Here is a 15551-nt window from a genome sequence, read left to right on the forward strand (position 1 = left end):
TGTTCGCCCTCATTCATACCGCATCCAAAAAGCCAGCATGGCGTAGCTTGAATAGCACATCCTGCTTCTGTGCTTCCGTTAGCGCTCTGATCGGCGAGCGCGGGTTCCCAACATCAATCCCGTGCAGTTGCATGGCAACTTTTCCTGCCGCTACGCCCCCGTATTCCACCAGAACACGAATAACCGCAATCACAGCATCCATTAACCGAGCCACCTCTTTGTGATCGCCTTTGTGGAAAGCCTCAATGATCTTCAGGTATAACGGCGCCGCATAGTTGTAGGTGCTGCCGACCGCTCCGACCGCTCCGACAGCCAACCCCGCCGGTAAAAATTCATCGACGCCAAAAGGCACATCAAACTTCCCATCCGCAACGCGAATGCATCGCTGGTAGTCATAGAGATCAGAATGATTGAATTTTGCACCGGATAGATTGGGGATTCGCTTGTTTCCTTCAATGAGAAACTGCTCTAAGTCGACATTCACGCCGGACATTCCCGAGTGGTAATAATAAAACCCTTTTGACGGCGCAGCGCTCGCCACTTGAGCGCAGTAATCAACCAATTCATCAACGTTGGCTGGCTTGAAAAAACACGGGCCAATTGCAGAAGTGGCGAGCACATCTAACGTGTCGGCATGACGAGTTAGATCTAATGTATCGACGATACTCAGCGCACCGGTGTGAACAATAATATCCAATTTGCCGCGGCAAGCCTCAACCCAGCGCTCAGCAATTAGCTTGCGTTCTTCGACTGAACAATGAACCCCTTCTCCTGTTGTGCCGCAGATATATGCCCCAGACACACCCTGCTCTATCAGCAGTTCAGCAATTTGATCGATAACCTCTAGGTTCACCTGATTGTTTAGGTCGAAAGGTGTATGGGGTGCAGCAATCAACCCTGTTAATTTTTTCATTTTGAATGTGTCCTAATTATTGTCCGTAGTTGAGAAACAGTTCTGGAAGGAACAGAGTGATTTGAGGAAAGACCGCCACGAGAATCAGCACAATAAAGAGCGGTACCAGCAAGGGAATAACCCCTCGGGTTAAGGTGTGGAATGGGATATCACCCACTCGAGATACAACATAAAGCGCCATTCCCATTGGGGGCGTTAATATCCCTATCATCAAATTGAGGATCGCCATTACGCCAAAATGAACGGGATCAATTCCTACCGCACTGGCCACAGGCACCAAAAACGGAACCAGCAACAGAAGAAGGGCTAACGATTCAATAAACGTACCGAGGAAAAGCAGGAGCAGATTAATCAGAAGCAGTAGAACCAAAGGATTTTCGCTGATGGTAAGGAAATATTCAGCCAGCATTTGAGGCAATTGCTCCCGCGCCACAATCCAACCAAATACCGTTACCCCCATCACCATCAAGGCAACCACCGCCGTTGTGTTTATGGTGTCTTTTAGTACATCAATAAACCCACTAATGGTGAGCTGCTTGTAGACAACCGTACCCAAAAAAAGAGCGTATAAAGACGAAACAACAGCTGCTTCTGTTGGCGTGAACTTACCGGAAAAAATGCCCCCAATGATGATCACTGGCGTAAGCAAAGACAAAAATGCTTCTTTGAATGAGGTGAGCTGAGCTTTGCGCGAGGCTTTAGGTAACGTCATGTAACCGCGCTTTTTACAGATAAAGTAGCTCATCACCATCAGCGCGATACAACACAGAAGACCTGGAATGGCACCCGCCAAAAACAGCGCACCAATTGACGTGTTAGAGACGACACCGTAAATCACCAATGGAATCGAAGGAGGAACTAAAGGACCAATAATGCACGAAGCCGCCGTTAACCCACCAGCAAAGTCATCATCATACTTGGCGTCTCGCATTGACTTTATCTCGAGCTGACCAAGCCCTCCGGCATCCGCAAGCGCAGAACCCGACATGCCTGAGAACAACAAACTCGCCATAATATTCACATGCCCAAGGCTACCCGTCACATGCCCGACCATGGATTTTGCAAAGTTAAAAATGCGTTCGGTAATGCCTGCACTGTTCATTAAATGCCCTGTTAGAACAAAAAAAGGCACCGCTAAAAGTGTGAAATTGTTAATGCCACCCAGCATTTGCTGCGCCGCAAAATTGATACCTGGGCTACTGGTGACAACCAGAAAAACCAAAGCAACAAAAATGAGTGAAAAACCCACTGGCATCCCTGCAAATAACAGCGCTAACCAGCCAAAAATTGAAGTTGCCATGCTATCCCCTTATTTGCTTTCAGCGTTTACTGAACGTTGAGTGTGGCGAAAATCAGTCACTAGACCGACCATCTTTTGCAGTTGGCGAACGACCATAAACAGTCCCCCTAAAGGCAAGCTGTAATTCATCCATTTGCTTGAGATCTCCAGCGTGATCAATTCAAAAAACGCCGTTCGCTGAACGTGTTGATAACCAAGGTAGATAATGGCAAAAATGGAAAGGAGTACTGCCAACTCAAGAGAAAGCACCAAAATCAGGCGGACCTTCTCGGGCAGTTTGTCTGAAAAGAACGTAATGTTAACGTGAGTGCTGCTTTTAATGGCGATAGCGCAACCAATCAGCGCCATGTACATAAACAGCACTCTCGCCAGTTCTTCGCTCCACAAAGAAGGATCATCTAATAACCAACGCGTCCCGATTTGCCAAGTGAGCACAACCAGTAAAACGAGCATCAGTGGTACCGTGATGATTTCTTCAATATTTCTTGTGATCTTTTGTAGCATTTGAGGCTCCATGGCTGGCAGATACGACGTGCCAGCCAGACTGTCTAAAAACACTTACATCGCAGCAAGTTGCTTCACAATAGGTTGACCTACTTTCTCTTCAAACTCGGCGTACAAAGGTTGCATCGCCTCGCGGAACGGTGAAAGCTCTGGGTAAGTCACGTTCACACCTTTTGATTCAAAGAAAGAAACCAATTCAGACTCTTGCTTTTTCACGGAAGCGGTATGCGCTTCTCCTGCTTTAGCAACGGCATCCGAAACGATTTTTTGCTGATCGCTAGACAGCTTCTGCCACGTATTTTCAGAAATGATGACCATTTGGTCGTTCACGATATGGTTGGTGAGGGCTAAATTTTCTTGTACCTCATAAAACTTCATCGTCTTGATGGTTGGTAACGGGTTTTCTTGCCCGTCTACTGCGTTGGTTTGCAACGCAAGGTACACTTCGGAAAACGCCATTGGTGTAGGTGAAGCTCCAGACAACTTAGCGTAATTCAAGTTTGGCTTGGCATTCGGCACACGCAGCTTTAACCCTTTGAAATCGCTGATTGATTTTAATGGTCGATTAGAGGTTGTTTGTCGAGTGCCGTTGTACCATGTATCCAGCGCTCGCCATTGGAACTTCGTCAGCATTTCTTGTCGAATTCCCTGACCAAACTCCGAATCAAACATACGACGAAGGTGCTCATAATCTTTAGCTACGTACGGGAGTGTTACTGCTTCCGCTCTTGGTATCCAAAGCCCCATGCGGCCAAATTCTGCATAGGTGATGTCAAGATCACCGAGTGACAATTGCTGTAACATCGCGCGGTCGTCGCCAAGTTGTGCACTCGGGTACAACGTAATCTTCAATTCGCCTTTACTCATTTCTTCGACTGTATCGGCTAAAAACTTGGCCGATGTGTATTCAACAGACCCAACAGATGCCTGCATTCCCATTTTCAATGTAGTCGCCGCTTGGGCTGATAGAGCACATCCAAGTGCCAGCATTGCCAATGTCAATTTATTGATGGCTTTCATCGCTTTTCCCTTTTGTTTGTGCCGCTGCATTTTCATGCTCACGACATTTTGAAAAAAATCTCTTTTTTAGTTGAAAAAAATATTCACCAAGAATTATTATAACAATGAAGATTATTTTCAAAGTGTCATTTATCAAAATGTGAGAGCGAGCAAAATTTCACCAAGTCTGCTCGTTTTTAATCAAGCTGAATGAATAAGCAACAAGTCACGTTTGAATATCGCTTCTAAGTTCCAGAGCGGCTTTTAACTTGATTTCATGGCAAATTTTATTGAGGTTATTGTGAAGAACATTGAAAAAGGCAATCGCATTCGAGCGTTACTGCAAGGGCAAACCGTCGTCTCTATACAACCTGTGGTGGGAAGCCCTATGGACAATCCCCACATCATTTCCACTATGGCTTTGTCTGTACAACAAGCAGGAGCTAAAGCGCTTCGCATCGAAGGGATAGAGAACGTTACCGCCGTATCCGAGGTTGTGAGTATTCCTATAATTGGAATAGTGAAAAGAGATTTAACGGATAGCCAAGTGCGTATTACACCATTTTTGTCAGACGTAGAATCATTAGCGAAAGCAGGCGCTACCGTCATTGCATTCGATGCGACAAACCGACCTCGCCCCGAAAGCCGAGAAAAGATCTTCGAAGCCATAAAAAATACCGGCTGTGTTGCCATGGCAGATTGCTCTTGCTTTGATGATGGTCTTTGGGCACACAACCACCATGTTGATATCGTAGGAACCACCTTATCGGGATACGTAGAAGGAGAAGTGCCTAATGAGCCAGATTTGCAACTCGTCAAACAGTTTTCGAAAGCGGGATTCTTTACGATGGCAGAAGGGCGCTATAACACTCCGGAGCTCGCAGCAAAGGCTATAGAACATGGCGCTGTCGCCGTAACGGTGGGGTCAGCTTTAACCCGGTTAGAGGTCGTGACGGGCTGGTTTAATTCCGCCACTCAAGCAGTAGGAGCACAATCATGAAAGTACTGGCCATCGATATTGGAGGAACAAAGATAGCGCTCGGATTGGTCGACCTTTCTACGTCATGCCTGATTGAACGGACACAGATTCCAACGCCAGAAGCACAATCAGCAGAACAGTTTGCCCAACATATTCTTCAGCACTGTCAGGGTTGGCTTCCTCAAGTAAATAAAATAGGCATTTCAACAACGGGGTGGGTAAGCCATGCGGGGATAACCTCAATCAATCCAGATACCCTCTCCTTCCCTGCTCCATTTCCCTTGCATCGCGCCCTTGAGGCTTTGTGTAACAAGCCCGTATCCATGCTTAACGATGCTCAGGCAGCAGCATGGTACGAGTACTTACAGTTAGATACTCCCATTAAGAATATTGCTTACGTGACCGTTTCAACAGGGGTGGGCGGAGGCTTGGTCTTGAATGGTAAGCTCCATAAAGGTGCCAACAACTTTGCAGGACACATTGGTCACACCGTGGTCGATATCAATGGTGAACCATGCGGGTGTGGTCAAACTGGGTGTGTCGAAGCCATCGCCTCTGGAAAAGCGATTCAGCGCCAAGTCAAAAAAAGCATTCAGCCAGAGCTGGGGAAAGACGTCAGTAACGTTGAACTCTTTAAAATCGCACCGCGGAACCCACATGCGCAGGCCATCATCGATAAAAGTGCAAAAGCGATTGCAACACTTTGTCTTAACCTAAAAGCCAGCTTAGATCTGGATGCCATTGTAATTGGAGGCGGTATTGGGCTCGCGAGTGGTTATCTCGCTGCAGTCGCAAAATATGTTCAACAATCCCCTCCTCCATTTCACGTTTCCCTTTATAGCGCCAAGGGTGATTACGATGCTTGTTTACTGGGCGCTGCGTTTCAATTTATGGAGTAAGGATACTTTATGACTCTACAAGCCATTTCAGCAAAAAGGATTTTTGATGGTGAGCGCTTCCATTTGAACTCAGCTATCCTTTGGCAAGATAATGAAATATTGGGTGTTATCCCCCAAGAATCCATTCCAAAAGATGCTCAAATCCATGACTATCACAATTGTACACTCGCCCCAGGTTTTGTAGATATACAAGTCAATGGTGGGGGTGGTGTCATGTTCAACCAAGATACCGATATAGAAGGCATACAAACTATTTGCCGTGCACACCGAAAACACGGTACAGCCTACCTCCTCCCTACTTTGATCAGTGATAGCAAGGAGAAAATGGAACACGCTCTTATTGCAGCCGAAGCCGCGATTCGCGACAAAATTGCAGGCGTTCTGGGTGTTCACTTAGAAGGACCTTGGCTCAACCCAGAAAAAAAAGGCGCACACGACGACAAACACTTTTACGCTCCTTCGATCTCGGAACTTGAAGCCATGCCTTGGCTCAGCTCTGGTGCTACCTTGGTTACGCTCGCCCCTGAGATGGTGACCACTGAAGTATTAAGTTGGCTCTCTGAAAAGAAAGTTATCGTTTCTTGTGGTCATAGCAATGCTATTCAAGCCCAGCTACATAGTGAAAAAATTCGCTACGTAAATGGATTTACGCATTTGTACAACGCCATGTCTCCATTGGAAGGCAGAGAGCCTGGTGTTGTTGGAACGGCACTTCTTAATGACAACACCTGGTGCTCCATAATTACAGACGGTATTCATGTTTCAGAAAACAGCACACTATTAGCTCACCGTAGTAAACCAGCCGGAAAACTCTTCATCGTTACCGATGCCATGGCAACAGTAGGCAGCCAAAAGGACACCTTTGTTCTAAATGATGAAACAGTACGAGTCGTCGATGGAAAACTGGTGAATGCTCAAGGCAGTTTAGCGGGCGCACACATTGGTATGGATCAGTCGGTCGCCAATGTCATCCAATGGGGAGTTCCGGAAGAAGAAGCACTAAAAATGGCATCGACATACCCAGCCAAAGCGATGCAGCAAGATACACTTGGATATCTTGCAAAAGGGTTTCGTGCAGCCATCACTATTTTGGATGATGAGTATGCGAGCCAAGGGGTCGTCGTGGACGGAAAACTGTATCCGCAGTAAACCTTGTACTCCATTACTCCCCATCTTTTCCGAAAACTCTCAAAGGCGCGAATATTGTACTTTTCGCGCCTTTTATATTCGAAATCACGCCATATCGCTACTTAGTGATTACCTTCTTTATAAAAAAGCGATACTATTCTCCTGCGTTGAAACACAAAGACGCATCCCCAAGTAATCTCCAGATTCGACTATCTGTGAGGATACTAGGGTGTAACAACATTATTCTCAGGGCGGGGCGAAATTCCCCACCGGCGGTATACCAGACATTCTGGTGAGCCCGCGAGCGCTTGCAGTCGCTTGGTTGCAAGGTCAGCAGATCTGGTGAAAACCCAGAGCCGACGGTCATAGTCCGGATGGGAGAGGATGATAAAAACACAGTGAAACCACTTCCTATTGGAGCTGGTGAATACTCTGTGGGTTTTACTTTGGCTTGCATTTAGAACATGGGTAGCTTTTTGCCTACCATGATCCACAAGCCCCCTTCATATATGCCCTGATTCTGGTAAATTTTTTACGGAGTACTACCATGAATCAGAACCAAACTTCATTGCTAGAACAATTTGGCACACCCATTGAGCGTGTAGAAAACGCCCTTGAAGCATTGCGACAAGGACGCGGCATTCTGTTGCTTGATGACGAAGATCGTGAAAACGAAGGCGATCTCATCTATTCAACCGATCATTTAACAAATGAACAAATGGCGCTCATGATTCGCGAATGCAGCGGAATCGTTTGTTTGTGTGTGTCAGATGAACATGCCAATCAATTAGAGCTGCCTCCGATGGTGGAAGCTAACGACAGCAAAAACCAAACAGCCTTTACGGTTTCTATCGAAGCAAAAGAAGGCGTAACCACTGGCGTCTCTGCTGCCGACCGTGTCACCACCATAAAAACCGCCGCTCGTTTAGATGCAAAAGCCAGCGATCTCGCAAGACCTGGGCATGTTTTTCCATTACGTGCACGTCAAGGTGGGGTTATGACTCGTCGCGGTCATACAGAAGGTACGATCGATCTGATGCAAATGGCGGGGCTTTCCCCTTTTGGAATTTTGTGTGAAGTCGCAAACCCTGATGGTTCAATGGCAAAAACACCTGAAATCGTGGCGTTTGGTAAATTGCACAATATGCCTGTTCTGACTATTGAAGATATGGTCAGCTATCGCATTATGATGGAAGAAAAATCCGCATAAGAGATTTTTTATAAAAACCACAATCACAAAAGCTTTAGTTATAAAGCCCACAGTCACAAGAACTGTAGTCATAAACCTATGATCTTAAAAAAGGAGCCGAGGCTCCTTTTTCATTTGATCGATGATTAATTTAACCTTCAGCCGATTGCTGCGTTTTCATCTCATTCAGCTGTTTTTCAAGCTCAATAATACGTAATTCTGCTTCCAGCTCTGCCGCCCTTCTTTCTGCGTCAGAACGTGTGTCTTGCGATACACCGTCTGCCATTACTTGGTTGCGATCAGCACTGCGTGAATCTTCTAAATCTTTCATTGAACCACTCACACCACCCGCAACGCCACCCGCAATCGCTCCTTTTGCCGCTAACTCAGGCGATCCAAGAAGTAAACCCGCCGTTGCACCAAGTAGCGCACCGCCAACGGTACCGCGATTACGTGCTGCATTTTCATCGTCGGCACTAAATTCTGGTGACGCACATCCTGTAAGACCAACCAATGTTATTCCGATCAACACAGTTTTTAACGCTTTGATAGATTTCAGTGATGTTTTCATAGGTAATGCTCTGTAATAACTAAGTCTGGAGCCATCATACCTTCACGTTATATTTATGATCTAATACAAGGTTCTTATTTTGTTTATAAGCAATAGTTATCATCTCAATTGTTTACAAATTGAACAAGATCACAAATTAAGCGATTGAAGAAAATTACAAATCAATCACTAATTATTTGATTTTATTTATCTAAATGTAAATCCCCTCGTTTCTCGTCTTATCCATGTTTCTTTTTTGTTAATTTTAATCTTGTCAATTACTGGTCTAGTGGTAATGTTTCCGTACCAGTAGACCAAGAATCATACAGAACATAACCGTAAGGAAACTTTATGCCTAGCTCTTTACCCACTGTTGCTATTTCTTTAGGCGATCCCTCTGGCATTGGTGCTGAACTGATTGCCAAATTATTCAGCCAAAGTGGTGTTACATCACAAGCCAATATCGTACTCATTGGCGATCAATGGCTTTGGGATCATGGACAAGAGATCGCTCAAACCGATATAGAGCTAAAAACAATTAAGTCTCTATCGGACGCGCGTCAGTACAGTGGATCGGGTGAGATTCTTTTCGTTCCGGTGCATTCCGTCAGTCAACAGGAAGTGAAGATAGGGTTTGCAAGTGCCGCAGGAGGTAGTTCGGTATTAAACATATTAGATCAGTGCCTAGAAGCGGTGGTCGCCCACCATATTGATGCCATCTGTTTTGCGCCTCTGAATAAACAAGCGATGATTCTCTCTGGAATGCCTTTTGAGGATGAACTCCACTACTTTGCTGACAAGCTAGGTGTCGATTCCTTTTTCTGCGAATTTAATACGCTTGGCAATCTGTGGACTTCAAGAATCTCATCTCATGTGCCACTGAAAGATGTGGTCAGCATCCTGAGTGAAGAACGAATCATTGAAGCCAGTAAGCTCATCTATAAGGCATTAAAAGCCGCAGATATTGAATCCCCCAGAGTCGCGGTTGCAGCACTTAACCCACATGCTGGTGATGGTGGTGTTTGCGGTAAAGAAGAAATCGACATCATTGAGCCGGCCGTAAACAAACTCAACAGCTTAGGTTACCCCGTTTTAGGTCCTTACCCTGCCGACACCATTTTTCTCAAAGCTCGAGACGGCGATCTCGATGCCATTGTCACTATGTATCACGACCAAGGGCAGATCGCCATTAAGCTTCTCGGGTTTGAAAAGGGCGTAACGGTTCAAGGAGGTTTACCTGTCCCGATTACCACCCCAGCTCATGGCACTGCTTATGACATTGCAGGAACTAACCAAGCCAATGTGAGCGCCACAATTCAAGCCTTCAATATTGCTTGCCGTATGGGCACCAACTATCGCAAACAAGCTCAATAACAGGAGACGTTTCAATGAAAATAACCAAAGTTCAAGCCCGTGTATTTGAGTGGAATGGACACACCGTAGAGCCCCAAAACAACTTTTGCTCCAATGCAATGGGTGAGTTATGGGATCGCGGCGATTCGATGGGGACATTCCGCTTTCACGGTTGGACTGTCGTTGAAGTGTTTACCGACGACGGATTGGTGGGTATTGGAAACGTTGCGTTAGCACCAAGAATTGCCAAGCAAATCATCGACCAATATTTAGCGCCACTCGTGATAGGGCAAGACCCATTTGATTATGAATATCTCTGGCAAAGAATGTATCGCTCGACACTGGCATGGGGACGTAAAGGCATTGGCATGGCGGCGATTTCAGCCATTGATATCGCGCTTTGGGATTTGATGGGAAAAGCCACAAACAAGCCTGTATTCAAACTGCTTGGTGGGCGCACAAAAGAAACGATCCCTTGTTATGCCTCTAAGCTTTATCGCACGGATCTGGATGAAATGCAGCGCGAAGCGCAATCCTATCTAGACCAAGGATTTTCAGCCATGAAAATGCGATTTGGTTATGGTCCTAAGGATGGACCACAGGGCGTAAGAAAAAACCTCGACAGTGTAGCGGCAATTAGAGAAGTCATCGGTGAAGACATAGACTTAATGCTGGAATGCTACATGGGTTGGAACTTGGAATACGCCAAGCGTATTTTACCTAAATTGGAACAGTACCAGCCACGTTGGCTAGAAGAACCGGTAATCGCCGACGATATTGATGGCTATGCTGAACTCAATCAACTCACCAGTATTCCTATCTCCGGTGGCGAGCACGAATTTACCAGTTACGGCTTTCGTCAATTACTCGAAAAACGCGCGGTGTCAGTCATTCAATACGATACCAACCGAGTGGGTGGCATCACCGCGGCTCATAAAATCAACGCAATAGCCGAGTCTTTTGGTGTTCCAGTGATCCCTCATGCTGGGCAAATGCATAACTACCACCTCACGATGTCGACCCTTGCCTCTCCAATGTCGGAGTATTTCCCCGTCCATGACGTAGAGATAGGCAACGAGTTGTTTTACTACATCTTTGAAGGGGACCCGTCACCCGTTAATGGCCATATCGATCTTGATGAAAGCACACCGGGGTTAGGGCTGAGTATCAGCGAAAAACACCTCAAACAATTCAACGTGATTGAGTGAGGACGCCATGAGAATCATACAGTTTGTACAAAATAGCCAGCTCAAAGTGGCACTCGTCGAATCCTACGATCAGGTTCGTGTGTTAAATGCCTCTGGCGGCACCTACCAACTAGCGATGGAAGCGATTGATACTGAGAAATCTTTAGCTCAGGTTATCGGTGAAAAGTACACCAACGAAAGACTGGATTACCAAACCATCATTGATAACCAAATGCTGCTTCCTCCGATTACCCACGATGATCCTTCTCGTTGGTTAGTCACAGGAACAGGGTTAACCCATCTCGGCAGTGCAGATGCCAGAGCGGAAATGCACGCCAAACTCGCGGGTGACGAAGAGCTCTCAGATTCAATGAAAATGTTTCAACTGGGCGTAGAAGGCGGAAAACCAAACATTGGTGAAGTTGGTGCGCAGCCGGAATGGTTTTATAAAGGCGACGGTCAATGTGTCGTTGCCCCTGAACAACCTATCACTATGCCGAATTTTGCTGAAGATGGCGGTGAAGAGCCTGAGCTCACGGCGTTATATGTCATAGGCAGCGATGGCACCCCCTATCGCGTGGGTTTTGCTATTGGTAACGAGTTTTCTGACCACGTAACCGAGCACTTCAATTATTTATGGCTGGCGCATTCCAAATTGCGTTCGTGCAGTTATGGACCAGAGCTTCTGATAGGCGACTTACCTGAGCACTTAGAAGGCACGAGCGCTATTCAACGTGAAGACAAATTACTGTGGAGTAAGTCCTTCTTAACGGGCGAAGCCAACATGGCACATACCATCAGTAACTTAGAGCACCATCACTTCAAATATGACCAATTCAGGCGTCCTGGAGATTTGCACGTGCACTACATGGGCACAGCCACACTCAGTTTTGCGGATAAGGTGAAAACACAAGTAGGCGATCGATTTGACATAACGATCCCCGCCTTTGGTCGCTCCTTGCGAAATACGTTGGTTCAAGCGTCTCCAGAATCGGTTCAAGTTAAAGCGCTATAGGAATAAAAATCATGATATTGACGGGTAAAATGACCATTGGGAGTAAAAAGATCATGGGTGACCAAAAAGTCATTCATGGCATCAACCCAAACACGAACGAAGTGTTAGATCCGCCTTATTTAGGCGCGAATGAAACCCAACTGTCTCAAGCGTGTGAACTCGCAAAACATGCATTTGCTATTTATCGAAAAACCAGTGCCGAGCGTAAAGCGGATTTTCTTCAAACCATTGGTGAAGAAGTCATGGCGCTGGAACACAGTTTGATTGAACGCGCAATGAAAGAAACGGGGCTACCTCAAGCAAGAATTGAAGGGGAAAGAGGAAGAACAGTCGGCCAATTAAATTTGTTTGCTGACAACCTCAGAAAGGGGCTCACTTTCGTACCGAAATTTGACTCCGCTATCCCAGACCGAGCCCCGCTGCCTCGCTCAGATATGCGATTGACGTATTTACCATTGGGTCCTGTCGCGGTATTTGGTGCCAGCAATTTCCCGCTCGCATTTTCGGTGGTAGGTGGCGATACAGCCTCTGCGTTAGCGGCAGGCTGTCCAGTGATAGTCAAAGCGCATTCGGCTCATCCCGGTACATCCGAGTTGGTCGCCAGTGCAGTGACTCGCGCAGCCAAACGCTGTGATATGCCTGAAGGTGTGTTCTCTATGCTATTCGGATCCGGTCATTTAATTGGTCAGGGATTAGTATCTCACCCAGCCATCAAAGCCGTGGGATTTACTGGCTCGAGAACAGGGGGAATGGCGTTAATGGCTACGGCTCAACAGCGCCCAGAGCCGATTCCCGTGTACGCTGAAATGAGCAGCATTAACCCTGTAATTATGATGCCAAGTGCACTTCAAAATAGTAGCGATACACTCGCTCAAGGCTTTTGCGCCTCTTTGCAAATGGGCGCTGGTCAGTTTTGTACCAACCCTGGTTTAGTCCTTGCGATTGATGGCCCTGAACTGGATCAATTTATCGCCAAAAGTGCTGAAATCATCAATAACGCCATCAGCCAAACCATGCTGACTTCTGGAATTCACGCAGCGTATCAAAACGGGGTGGGAACGCTGGTTGAAAACGCAACCATCACTATGGTGAGTGAAGGAGATGTGTCGGGTAATCACAATCAATGCGTTCCTTACTTATTCAGTACGCGTGCAGAAGCCTTTCTTCAGCAAGAACAAGCACGAGACGAAGTCTTTGGCAGCAGTTCATTGGTTGTTCGCTGCAAAAGCCTTGATCAACTCCTTGCGGTCATTGATGCACTTGAAGGTCAGCTAACTGGCACCATTCACACGGGTTCCAACGATTCAAACCAAGACCTTCAAGAGGTATTGGATCATCTAGAGCTCAAAGTGGGTCGAGTACTTTTCAATGGATTTCCAACGGGGGTTGAAGTCTCTCATGCCATGGTGCATGGCGGTCCTTTCCCCGCAACTTCAGATTCAAGAAGCACGTCGGTGGGTTCCAACGCTATTGAGCGATTCCTTCGTCCTGTTTGCTATCAAAATGTGCCGGAGCCTTTGCTGCCTGAGCCCATTAATGGAGATTGCGCTGGATTAGCGCTAGTCGACGGGCATTACCAAAGCAATTGAATGGAATATCGATAAGTTAACTGGAATACCAATAAGTTAACTGGAACGTCGTTAAATAAACATGGCTCGATGAGGGAATATCATGGCAGCGAATGTATTTGCGTTTGAAAAGCAGCTAAAAAATCAAACTAAGAAAGACATCCTTGCAAGCAAGTTACTGGAAATGATTTTTTCCGGCTTGCTAAGAGATGGGGATACGCTGCCGAGCGAGCGAGAGCTGTGTGCCATGTTTGGTGTAAGCCGAGAAACCGTTAGGGGCGCAATAGGGATGATCGCCGCTTATGGACTTATTAGTGTTTCACACGGTGCAAAAAGCCGAGTCAATCGTAATGATGAGTTGTTAAAGCGTTGCATCGAGCTTCTTCCTCAGCTCTCTAATCTCACCATCAACAATTACGACATTGAAGCCGTTTTTCAAAGCAGAAAAGTGGTCGAAGCCGCTATTGCACACGGCGTTGCTATTCACATTGACCAACAAGGCTTGAGTGAACTCAAGGCATTATTAGAGCAACAAGAATCGCTTTTTGAAAAGCCAGCTCATTTCCAGATATCGGATCAACGCTTTCACAAGCTGATTTCTGACTACAGCGACAACGCGATTCTGGCAGGCTATGCCGACGAACTCTACGCCTATGGGCTTAACTTTCGACGCAGTGTTTTGGAACAAGAGGGTGCCATTCAAAAAAGTTTCATTGAGCACTACGAAATATACAAAGCACTGGAACAAGGCAATCCAAAATTAGCAGAAAAAACCATGCTGGATCACCTCAACAGCGTGTACTACACCACGATCTCTGCCATGAGGAATTAGCCAATTAATCAAATAACCATACACGTGCAAACCACAGATTGGTGGGCATGAATTTAGGACACCAACGGTCATTGACGACCATTGAAATTAACGGAGAAACGCAGAAATGAACATCACGACCATGCGCAAAATGTTAATTAGTACCACTGTAGCATCACTGGCATTTGCCGCTCCACACACCTTAGCGAAAGAGCTGATATTTGCCATTGGTGCCGCACAGGGATCGTTACAGTACAAAACCGCGGAAAAGTTTGCGAACAATGCAAATAGCGCGTTGAAATCTGCTGGTTCCGACTATTCGATAAGCCTTTTTGGTGATGGACAGTTGGGCAAAGATAAGGAATTGATGCAAAAGCTAAAGCTTGGAACGGTTCATCTTAGCCAACCCTCTTCCATCATGGCGAAAGTCACACCACAATTTGCTCTCTTTGATATGCCGTTTTTGGTGAAAGACCGAGCGCACCTAGCAAAAATTGAATCTGAAGTTTTCTGGCCAAGCATAGCACCAACAGCCGATAAGAAAGGCTACAAGGTACTCAGCATGTGGGAAAACGGGTTCCGCCATATCACAAACAACGTCAAACCCATCAATACACCTGCTGATTTGAAAGGCATTAAATTGCGAACGCCGAATAGCACGTGGCGTGTGAGTATGTTCCGTAACTGGGGAGGTAATCCAACACCGATGTCTTTCTCTGAAGTGTTTGTTGCGTTGCAAACAGGCGTCATCGATGGACAGGAAAACCCGCTCACCAATATCTATGCGGCGAAGTTCAATGAAGTGCAGAAATACTTGTCTCTAACCAATCACGTTTACAGCCCTTCCTACCTTGTTGCTGGCAAACGAACTTGGGACAAAATTCCTGCTGATGTTCAAACGATCATCAAAGATTCTGCCAACGCAATCAAACCTTGGATGTATGAATTGTCAGACAGCCAAGAACAAGAACTGCTAGGGAAATTAAAAGAAGGCGGAATGCAGGTGAACAAAGCCAGCTATCAAGATTTTGTCGATGCCAGTAAGCCAATTTACGAACAGTTTGCTAAGAAAGTAGATGGCGGTAAAGACATGCTGGATAAAGTGTTGTCACTCGCGAACTAACCAACACTGGATATCAATGAGGGCTTTCATGCC

At 46.2% G+C, this 15551-nt stretch carries 15 protein-coding genes and 1 riboswitch; of the genes, 10 read left to right on the forward strand and 5 right to left on the reverse strand.

Features of this window, described 5'->3' with window-relative positions:
• Positions 1-13: 13 nt before the first annotated feature.
• Genes CW749_RS04220 through CW749_RS04235 form a run of 4 tightly spaced genes read right to left on the reverse strand, consistent with a single transcriptional unit; the run spans position 14 to position 3737 of the window.
• Positions 14-913 (reverse strand): dihydrodipicolinate synthase family protein, encoded by a 900-nt coding sequence (locus CW749_RS04220; RefSeq protein WP_101110785.1) that lies wholly within the window; start codon positions 911-913, stop codon positions 14-16.
• A gap of 16 nt (positions 914-929) precedes the next feature.
• Positions 930-2213: a TRAP transporter large permease gene (locus CW749_RS04225; protein ID WP_101110786.1), complete on the reverse strand. Its 1284-nt coding sequence runs from the start codon at positions 2211-2213 to the stop codon at positions 930-932.
• Positions 2214-2222: 9 nt separating this feature from the next.
• Positions 2223-2717 (reverse strand): TRAP transporter small permease, encoded by a 495-nt coding sequence (locus CW749_RS04230; RefSeq protein WP_101110787.1) that lies wholly within the window; start codon positions 2715-2717, stop codon positions 2223-2225.
• A 54-nt stretch (positions 2718-2771) separates the two neighbouring features.
• Complete coding sequence (locus CW749_RS04235; protein WP_101110788.1) at positions 2772-3737, reverse strand: sialic acid TRAP transporter substrate-binding protein SiaP; 966 nt, start codon at positions 3735-3737, stop codon at positions 2772-2774.
• A 256-nt stretch (positions 3738-3993) separates the two neighbouring features.
• Here CW749_RS04235 and CW749_RS04240 point away from each other — a divergent pair, with 256 nt between their 5' ends.
• The 4 genes from CW749_RS04240 (at position 3994) to ribB (ending at position 7932) form a co-directional block, all read left to right on the forward strand.
• Positions 3994-4716 (forward strand): N-acetylmannosamine-6-phosphate 2-epimerase, encoded by a 723-nt coding sequence (locus CW749_RS04240; RefSeq protein WP_101110789.1) that lies wholly within the window; start codon positions 3994-3996, stop codon positions 4714-4716.
• Entirely contained in the window at positions 4713-5594 is an 882-nt protein-coding gene (locus CW749_RS04245; RefSeq protein ID WP_101110790.1) for an N-acetylmannosamine kinase, read from the forward strand. Before CW749_RS04240 ends, CW749_RS04245 begins: the two co-directional genes overlap by 4 nt.
• Positions 5595-5603: 9 nt before the next feature.
• Entirely contained in the window at positions 5604-6743 is a 1140-nt protein-coding gene (gene nagA, locus CW749_RS04250) for an N-acetylglucosamine-6-phosphate deacetylase (protein WP_101110791.1), read from the forward strand.
• A gap of 217 nt (positions 6744-6960) precedes the next feature.
• Positions 6961-7112, forward strand: a riboswitch (FMN riboswitch).
• 157 nt (positions 7113-7269) lie between these two features.
• A complete protein-coding gene (ribB, locus tag CW749_RS04255) occupies positions 7270-7932 on the forward strand; it encodes a 3,4-dihydroxy-2-butanone-4-phosphate synthase (RefSeq protein ID WP_101110792.1) in 663 nt (220 codons plus the stop codon).
• A 130-nt stretch (positions 7933-8062) separates the two neighbouring features.
• Here ribB and CW749_RS04260 read toward each other — a convergent pair whose 3' ends face one another.
• Positions 8063-8482: a glycine zipper family protein gene (locus CW749_RS04260; RefSeq protein ID WP_101110793.1), complete on the reverse strand. Its 420-nt coding sequence runs from the start codon at positions 8480-8482 to the stop codon at positions 8063-8065.
• Positions 8483-8812: 330 nt separating this feature from the next.
• Here CW749_RS04260 and CW749_RS04265 point away from each other — a divergent pair, with 330 nt between their 5' ends.
• The 6 genes from CW749_RS04265 to CW749_RS04290 all read left to right on the forward strand — a co-directional run bounded on the left by CW749_RS04265 (position 8813) and on the right by CW749_RS04290 (position 15518).
• The gene (locus tag CW749_RS04265) at positions 8813-9835 is read left to right on the forward strand and encodes a 4-hydroxythreonine-4-phosphate dehydrogenase PdxA (protein WP_101110794.1); all 1023 of its coding nucleotides are present in this window, start codon (positions 8813-8815) and stop codon (positions 9833-9835) included.
• 14 nt (positions 9836-9849) lie between these two features.
• Entirely contained in the window at positions 9850-11022 is a 1173-nt protein-coding gene (locus tag CW749_RS04270) for an L-rhamnonate dehydratase (RefSeq protein WP_101110795.1), read from the forward strand.
• A gap of 7 nt (positions 11023-11029) precedes the next feature.
• Positions 11030-12016, forward strand: a complete 987-nt coding sequence (gene araD1 / locus CW749_RS04275; protein WP_101110796.1) for an AraD1 family protein — start codon at positions 11030-11032, stop codon at positions 12014-12016.
• Positions 12017-12027: 11 nt separating this feature from the next.
• The gene (locus CW749_RS04280; protein ID WP_101110797.1) at positions 12028-13605 is read left to right on the forward strand and encodes an aldehyde dehydrogenase (NADP(+)); all 1578 of its coding nucleotides are present in this window, start codon (positions 12028-12030) and stop codon (positions 13603-13605) included.
• An 82-nt stretch (positions 13606-13687) separates the two neighbouring features.
• Entirely contained in the window at positions 13688-14416 is a 729-nt protein-coding gene (locus CW749_RS04285) for an FCD domain-containing protein (RefSeq protein ID WP_101110798.1), read from the forward strand.
• A gap of 106 nt (positions 14417-14522) precedes the next feature.
• Complete coding sequence (locus CW749_RS04290) at positions 14523-15518, forward strand: TRAP transporter substrate-binding protein (RefSeq protein WP_101110799.1); 996 nt, start codon at positions 14523-14525, stop codon at positions 15516-15518.
• Positions 15519-15551 lie beyond the last annotated feature (33 nt).

Source organism: Vibrio sp. vnigr-6D03, assembly GCF_002835515.1.
Lineage (GTDB): Bacteria > Pseudomonadota > Gammaproteobacteria > Enterobacterales > Vibrionaceae > Vibrio > Vibrio penaeicida.

What these genes read in the sequence shown, in the direction of transcription:
- CW749_RS04220 (WP_101110785.1), bottom strand. Translation starts at nt 913, where the DNA reads ATGAAAAAATTAACAGGGTTGATTGCTGCACCCCATACACCTTTCGAC.
- CW749_RS04225 (WP_101110786.1), bottom strand. Translation starts at nt 2,213, where the DNA reads ATGGCAACTTCAATTTTTGGCTGGTTAGCGCTGTTATTTGCAGGGATG.
- CW749_RS04230 (WP_101110787.1), bottom strand. Translation starts at nt 2,717, where the DNA reads ATGCTACAAAAGATCACAAGAAATATTGAAGAAATCATCACGGTACCA.
- CW749_RS04235 (WP_101110788.1), bottom strand. Translation starts at nt 3,737, where the DNA reads ATGAAAGCCATCAATAAATTGACATTGGCAATGCTGGCACTTGGATGT.
- CW749_RS04240 (WP_101110789.1), top strand. Translation starts at nt 3,994, where the DNA reads ATGGCAAATTTTATTGAGGTTATTGTGAAGAACATTGAAAAAGGCAAT.
- CW749_RS04245 (WP_101110790.1), top strand. Translation starts at nt 4,713, where the DNA reads ATGAAAGTACTGGCCATCGATATTGGAGGAACAAAGATAGCGCTCGGA.
- nagA (WP_101110791.1), top strand. Translation starts at nt 5,604, where the DNA reads ATGACTCTACAAGCCATTTCAGCAAAAAGGATTTTTGATGGTGAGCGC.
- ribB (WP_101110792.1), top strand. Translation starts at nt 7,270, where the DNA reads ATGAATCAGAACCAAACTTCATTGCTAGAACAATTTGGCACACCCATT.
- CW749_RS04260 (WP_101110793.1), bottom strand. Translation starts at nt 8,482, where the DNA reads ATGAAAACATCACTGAAATCTATCAAAGCGTTAAAAACTGTGTTGATC.
- CW749_RS04265 (WP_101110794.1), top strand. Translation starts at nt 8,813, where the DNA reads ATGCCTAGCTCTTTACCCACTGTTGCTATTTCTTTAGGCGATCCCTCT.
- CW749_RS04270 (WP_101110795.1), top strand. Translation starts at nt 9,850, where the DNA reads ATGAAAATAACCAAAGTTCAAGCCCGTGTATTTGAGTGGAATGGACAC.
- araD1 (WP_101110796.1), top strand. Translation starts at nt 11,030, where the DNA reads ATGAGAATCATACAGTTTGTACAAAATAGCCAGCTCAAAGTGGCACTC.
- CW749_RS04280 (WP_101110797.1), top strand. Translation starts at nt 12,028, where the DNA reads ATGATATTGACGGGTAAAATGACCATTGGGAGTAAAAAGATCATGGGT.
- CW749_RS04285 (WP_101110798.1), top strand. Translation starts at nt 13,688, where the DNA reads ATGGCAGCGAATGTATTTGCGTTTGAAAAGCAGCTAAAAAATCAAACT.
- CW749_RS04290 (WP_101110799.1), top strand. Translation starts at nt 14,523, where the DNA reads ATGAACATCACGACCATGCGCAAAATGTTAATTAGTACCACTGTAGCA.